General features: G+C 49.9%; 5 protein-coding genes. All 5 read left to right on the top strand.

The features are described from left to right. A partial coding sequence (locus AZ66_RS24655) for an aspartate carbamoyltransferase catalytic subunit (protein WP_044357297.1) occupies positions 1 to 811 on the top strand: 811 nt, incomplete at its 5' end. Positions 812 to 922: 111 nt separating this feature from the next. Further along, positions 923 to 2,197 (top strand): dihydroorotase, encoded by a 1,275-nt coding sequence (locus AZ66_RS24650; RefSeq protein ID WP_044357295.1) that lies wholly within the window; start codon positions 923 to 925, stop codon positions 2,195 to 2,197. Between the two features lie 81 nt (positions 2,198 to 2,278). Beyond that, on the top strand, positions 2,279 to 3,409 hold the full coding sequence (carA, locus tag AZ66_RS24645) for a glutamine-hydrolyzing carbamoyl-phosphate synthase small subunit (protein ID WP_044357294.1): 1,131 nt from the start codon (positions 2,279 to 2,281) through the stop codon (positions 3,407 to 3,409). A gap of 1 nt (position 3,410) precedes the next feature. After that, on the top strand, positions 3,411 to 6,629 hold the full coding sequence (carB, locus tag AZ66_RS24640) for a carbamoyl-phosphate synthase large subunit (protein ID WP_044357292.1): 3,219 nt from the start codon (positions 3,411 to 3,413) through the stop codon (positions 6,627 to 6,629). A 135-nt stretch (positions 6,630 to 6,764) separates the two neighbouring features. Then, a partial coding sequence (gene pyrF / locus AZ66_RS24635) for an orotidine-5'-phosphate decarboxylase (protein WP_044357290.1) occupies positions 6,765 to 7,307 on the top strand: 543 nt, incomplete at its 3' end.

The following is a 7,307-nucleotide window of genomic DNA, read 5'->3' as shown; positions in this document are numbered from 1 at the left end:
ACACTGGGATGGGCAGGATGTTAAAGTACAAGATGCATTAAAAAATAAATTTGTTGCCAACATGTTTTTCGAGAACAGCACGCGCACCCGCTGTTCGTTCGAAGTAGCCGAGAAGCGTCTAGGTGCAGAGGTTATCAACTTCTCTGCATCCTCCTCAAGTATAGAGAAAGGCGAATCAATCTACGATACGGTTCGAACACTCGAATCGATGGGGATGGATGCAGGAGTTATCCGCTTGAAGCCGATTGGGCTCTTGGAACAAATTGCGGAACGCGTCAAGATGCCGCTGGTCAACGCAGGCGATGGCAATAATGAGCATCCTACACAAGCACTCCTCGACCTGTACACGATGCGCAAGCATTTTGGACAGCTAGATGGACTGAATGTCACGATAGTCGGAGACATTGAGCATAGCCGGGTAGCACGCTCGAACTTATACGCGCTTCGCAAGTTCGGAGCGAACGTAAGCTTCTGTGCACCGGACAATATGCATGCTCATGATTTGGATGCACCGTATGTGACGATGGATGAAGCGCTGCAGTCAGATGTGGTCATGATGCTTCGCGTACAGCTTGAGCGTCATGAATCAGAAGTGATGCACTCGACAGCGGCCTACCGGTCAGAGTACGGCATGACGCTTGAACGCGTCGCACTGATGAAGAAGCATGCGATTATTATGCATCCAGCCCCTGTCAATCGCAATGTAGAAATCGATGACGAGGTCGTTGAAGCAGAACAGTCGCGAATCTTCGAGCAAATGGCAAACGGGGTTCCTGTACGGATGGCAGTACTGGAGCGAGCACTCTCATAGGAATCACTTCTTATATAGTAGAAATCGATAGATTGAAATTGAAACTGAAATTGAAATATACCAACCAGACGGACGAACACTTCATAATGCACCGTAAGGAGAGAGAAACCGATGATCGTATTAACAAATGCAAAAATATTAAATACCGAAGGCGAATTGGTGGACGCTAACATTTGGATGGAAGAAGGCGTCATTCGTCGGATTACGAATCGCGAAGAAGCTGCTCCAGCGGGAGCAGAAGTTCATGACATCGAAGGCAAATTCGTATCGGCAGGCTTCATCGACATGCACGTTCATTTGAGAGAGCCTGGCTTTGAACATAAAGAAACGATTGCAACAGGTACTCACTCCGCGGCGAAGGGTGGATTTACAACAATCGCATGTATGCCAAATACACGTCCAGTCACAGACACACCAGAAACGGTACAACTCATACTCGATAAGGCTGAGCAAGAAGGCTATGTGAAGGTCTTGCCTTATGGCTCGATTACGAAGAGTGAGCTGGGAAGAGAGCTTACAGACTTTGTGTCCTTGAAAAATGCGGGTGTTGTCGGCTTCACTGACGATGGGGTTGGCGTACAGAATGCCCAAATGATGAAGGATGCGATGAACTGGGCCAAGGAACTGGGCATGCCGGTTATCGCACACTGTGAAGATGACTCGCTCGTTAAAGGTGCGGCAGTAACAGATGGAGAGTTCGCCCGCAAGAATGGATTGAAGGGGATTCCGAATGAATCGGAAGCGATTCATGTAGGCCGGGATGTACTGCTGGCAGAAGCGACAGGCGTACATTATCATGTGTGCCACGTTAGCACAGAACAGTCCATTCGGCTTATCCGTCAAGCGAAGCAGTTCGGTGTGAAGGTGACTGCTGAGATATGTCCACATCACCTGCTTCTCTCAGATGAAGATATCCCGGGATTGGATGCAAACTGGAAGATGAATCCACCGCTTCGCTCGCCTCGAGATGTAGAAGCCTGTATTGAGGCGCTGGTAGATGGCACAATCGACATTGTTGTAACAGACCATGCACCGCATAGTGAAGAAGAGAAAGCCAAAGGGATGGAGCTTGCACCGTTCGGTATTGTCGGATTGGAAACAGCATTCCCTCTCCTATACACGAAATTCGTAGCGACAGGCAAATGGCCGCTATCTCTGCTCGTCAATCGCATGACAAGCGACCCGGCAAAAACGTTCGGCTTGAATACAGGACGTCTGGAAGAAGGAGCACCGGGAGACATTACGGTTATCGACCTGGAGACCGAGCATAAGGTGAATCCGGACGAATTCTTGACCAAGGGACGGAATACGCCGTTCACGGATTGGAGCTTGAAGGGATGGCCAGTTAAGACATTCGTAGACGGCCGTCTTGTATGGAGCAAGTAACAAGATTGATAGATAGTCCTTTATAGATAGATAAGAATAGCAACGTGAAGTGCACAAGATAGAGAGCGAGGAGTGACGAACATGCAAGCAAGATTGTTGTTGGAAGATGGTACCCTCTTTACAGGAACGGGGTTCGGTGCAGACGGTGAGTCTGTAGGTGAGGTTGTATTTAATACAGGGATTACAGGATATCAAGAGGTATTGTCTGACCCATCTTACTGTGGACAAATTGTAACGATGACGTACCCGCTGATTGGCAACTACGGCATTACGCGCGATGATTTCGAATCCATTCGTCCTTACGTAAATGGGTTCGTCGTGCGCAGACATGAAGAAGTTCCTAGCAACTGGCGCGCTGAGTATTCGGTAGACCGTCTCCTGAAAGAATACGGTATCGTAGGCATCAGCGGCATCGATACGCGCATGCTGACTCGCAAGCTTCGTCACTTCGGTACGATGAAGGGATTGCTGACAACGGGCAACCAATCAATAGAAGAATTGAAGGAAATGCTAGGTGTTGCGGAATTGATACGAGATCAAGTAGCACGCACTTCAACAAACCAGCTGTTCTCCAGCCCTGGTGACAAAGAACGCATCGTTCTTGTCGACTTCGGCGCGAAGAGCGGTATCGTACGCGAGCTGACAAAGCGTGGCTGTGATGTAGTCGTTGTTCCTCATGACACAACGGCAGACGAAATTCGCCGCTTGTGCCCTGATGGAATTCAATTGTCCAACGGCCCTGGGGATCCGAAAGATGTGCCGCATGCCGTGAAGATGCTGCAAGAGCTTCTTGGAGAGTACCCAATCTTCGGTATCTGCTTGGGACACCAATTGTTCGCACTCGCTTGCGGAGCAGACACTGGGAAATTGAAGTTCGGCCATCGCGGCGGGAACCATCCGGTTAAAGAGCTTGCAACGAATCGCTGCTACATTACTTCTCAGAATCATGGATATACAGTTCTGGAGGATTCGGTGCAAGGTACGGAATTAACAGTAACTCATATCAACAATAACGATAAAACAATTGAAGGGCTTGCACATGCGAAGTACCCGGCCTTCTCGGTGCAATATCACCCAGAAGCGGCTCCTGGTCCGCATGACAGCAGCTACTTGTTCGACCAATTCATTGATATGATTCGAGAGCATAAACGCAATCAACCTAAGATTCCGCGCCAAGCGGAGCTCGTAGCACAGCTGAAAGGGGAACTATAAAATGCCGAAAAATAACGACCTCAAGAAAATCCTTGTTATCGGATCAGGCCCGATCGTAATCGGTCAGGCAGCCGAGTTCGACTATGCAGGAACACAAGCATGTGAAGCGCTGAAAGAAGAAGGCATGGAAGTCGTTCTCATCAACAGCAACCCGGCTACGATTATGACAGATACAAATATGGCTGATAAGGTGTATATCGAGCCGATTACTCTAGAATTTGTAACACAGATTATCCGCCAAGAGCGCCCAGATGGATTGCTTCCGACACTGGGTGGCCAGACTGGCTTGAATATGGCTATGGAACTTGCTCGTGCAGGTGTGCTTGAACAAGAGAACGTGAAGCTTCTCGGAACGCAGCTGGATTCCATTGAGCGCGCAGAAGACCGTGACTTGTTCCGCGACCTGATGCGTGAATTGGAACAGCCGGTACCGGAAAGTGTTATTGTCACCTCGGTGCAGGAAGCAGTTGACTTCGCCAATACGATTGGATACCCAATCATCGTCCGCCCTGCATATACGCTTGGGGGTACTGGCGGCGGTATTTGCGCGAACGAAGAAGAGTTGCGCGACACGGTTGCATCAGGTATCCGCTACAGTCCAATCGGACAGTGCTTGATTGAAAAGAGCATCGCAGGCATGAAGGAAGTCGAGTACGAAGTTATGCGTGATGCAAACGACAACTGTATCGTAGTCTGCAACATGGAGAACTTCGACCCGGTAGGTGTCCATACAGGCGACAGTATTGTCGTAGCACCGAGCCAAACGCTGTCGGATCGCGAGTATCAAATGCTGCGCTCCGCATCACTTAAAATCATCCGCGCGCTCAACATTGAGGGTGGATGTAACGTTCAGTTCGCGCTGGACCCACACAGCTATCAATACTATGTCATCGAGGTTAACCCTCGTGTCAGCCGCTCTTCTGCACTCGCTTCAAAAGCAACAGGCTATCCGATTGCGAAGATGGCAGCGAAAATCGCGGTTGGCTACACACTCGATGAAATTGTGAACCCAGTTACAGGTCAAACATACGCATGTTTCGAGCCTACGCTCGATTACATCGTATCGAAGATTCCACGCTGGCCGTTCGATAAATTCACACAAGCGAACCGCAAACTCGGTACGCAAATGAAAGCAACTGGCGAAGTCATGGCTATCGGACGTACATTCGAAGAGTCCATGCACAAGGCAATCCGCTCCCTAGAAATCGGCGTACATCGCTTGAATTTGAAAGGTACGGAAGAGCTGGACAAGGAAACGCTGGAATATCGTCTGCAAACACCAGATGATGAGCGCATGTTCTTGCTGGCAGAAGCATTCCGCCGCGGATATACACTGCAGCAGCTGCAGGATCTCACAAAAATCGACTGGTGGTTCCTCGACAAGCTGGAAGGCATGGTCAAGTTTGAAGACCGCATTCGTGAAGAAGAAACACTGTCTGAGCAAACGCTCTACGAAGCGAAGCGCATGGGCTTCACAGACCGCGCGATTGCTGAACTGCGCAGTGAAGGCCAGCCTGGCGGCACTTGCACGAAGGAAGCCGAGGTTCGGGACTATCGAGTACAACAAGGCTTGAAGCCTGTCTATAAAATGGTAGATACATGTGCGGCAGAGTTCGAAGCGACAACACCGTACTACTACTCGACCTATGAAGTAGAAAATGAAGTTATTGAATCCAATAAAGAAAAAATCTTAGTGCTTGGCTCTGGTCCAATTCGCATCGGTCAGGGTATCGAATTCGACTACTCGACTGTACATGCGGTATGGGCGATTCAAGCTGCAGGGTATGAAGCAGTAATCATCAACAACAACCCTGAGACCGTATCAACGGACTTCAACACATCAGATCGCTTGTACTTCGAGCCGCTCTTCTTTGAAGACGTAATGAATGTTATCGAACAGGAGAAGCCGGTTGGAGTTATCGTCCAATTCGGTGGACAAACGGCTATTAACCTTGCAGCACCACTGGCGGCTGCTGGTGTGCGGATTCTCGGTTCGAGCTTGGAGAGTATCGATGAAGCGGAAGACCGGAAGAAATTCGAAGCCTTGCTGTCGCGCCTTCATATTGCACAGCCGCAAGGCAGCACGGTGACATCTGTTGACGAGGCAGTAGGTACGGCACAATCGCTAGGCTACCCGGTACTTGTTCGTCCATCCTACGTCCTGGGCGGACGCGCAATGGAAATCGTGTACTCTGACCAAGAGTTGCTGACCTACATGGAGCATGCAGTAAAAATCAACCCTGAGCATCCGGTTCTCATCGACCGCTACATGCTCGGCAAAGAAGTTGAAGTCGATGCCATCTGTGATGGCGAGACGGTGCTTATTCCTGGTATCATGGAGCATGTTGAGCGCGCAGGGGTACACTCCGGTGACTCAATTGCGGTATATCCGCCACAGCATCTGTCCGAAGAGCTGAAGCAGCAAATCGTGGATGTTACGATTCGCATCGCGAAAGAACTGAAGACGGTCGGCTTGATTAACATCCAGTTCGTCATCTACCATGACCAAGTGTATGTAATCGAAGTGAATCCACGCTCCTCGCGTACGGTTCCATTCTTAAGTAAAGTGACGAACATTCCAATGGCGAATGTGGCAACGAAGCTTATCTTGGGTGCGAAGCTGAATGATCTCGGCTATCAAGAGGGGTTGTGGCCAGAAGATGACCATGTATCGGTTAAAGTTCCGGTGTTCTCGTTCGCGAAGCTGCGCCGAGTTGAACCGACACTCGGCCCTGAGATGAAATCAACAGGTGAAGTTATGGGACGCGACAAGCAATATGCGAAGGCATTGTACAAAGGCCTTATCGGTTCCGGCATGAAGATTCCTTCAACTGGCGCCATCATTTGCACGGTAGCAGATAAGGACAAGGAAGAAGCGGTTGAATTGATGCGTGGCTTCATGAGCCTTGGCTACAAAATTATCGCGACAGGCGGAACAGCGGTTGCGCTTGAAAATGCAGGCTTGAGCGTTACCCATGTGAAGAAGCTGACAGAAGGCTCGCCTAACATCCTGGATCTCATCCGTGGAGGAGAAGCGCACTTTGTTGTTAACACCTTGACAAAGGGCAAAACGCCAGAACGCGATGGCTTCCGCATTCGCCGCGAAGCAGTAGAGAACGGAGTAGTATGCATGACATCGCTGGATACTGTACGCGCGTTGCTGGGCATGCTGGAGCAAATCAACTTCTCATCTCGCGCAATGCCGGTTGTTCAGAAGTAATCACTGAAGAAATAGACGAGTACCGTCTCACAATAGAAGCAAAATCGAGGAGGCCGCAAGGCCTCCTCGGAGTATGAATAGACTATGGATGGAGCTTGGAGCCAGAGTAAGAATTAAATACGAAGAGGTGTCACGATGAACAAACGATGGAGCGAGGCAGAAGCGGCAGGCAAAATTATGGTCGCGCTGGATTATCCGAATGCAGACGCAGCGAGAGAGCTGCTGCAGCAGCTGCAAGGAATTCCTTGTTATATGAAGGTAGGCATGCAGTTGTTCTATGCGGCGGGCCCAGCGTTTGTTCGCGAACTGAAGGATAAAGGCTACAAAGTTTTCCTTGATGTAAAGATGCATGATATCCCGAACACAGTAAAGGGCGGAGCGAACAGCATCACGAAGTTAGGCGTTGATATGTTTAATGTCCATGCCGGAGGCGGTGCAGCGATGATGGCCGCTGCTGCGGAGGGTGTTGAGTCGGCACTGGCTGAAAATACGGAGTTGAAGCGACCGGTTGTAATTGCAGTCACGCAATTAACGAGCACGAATGAAACGGTCATGAATGAGGAAATCGGAATTCCTGGCAAGGTAGCTGACACTGTCGTACGTTATGCGAAGCTGACGAAGCTAGCAGGGCTTGACGGGGTTGTGGCATCGCCTCAGGAAGTAACCGCAATTAAGGCT

It is taken from the genome of Paenibacillus sp. E194 (assembly GCF_000935845.1).
Lineage (GTDB): Bacteria > Bacillota > Bacilli > Paenibacillales > Paenibacillaceae > Paenibacillus_B > Paenibacillus_B alvei_B.
Note: the sequence above shows the minus strand (reverse complement) of the source record. Positions and strands in the feature narration are given on the sequence as shown.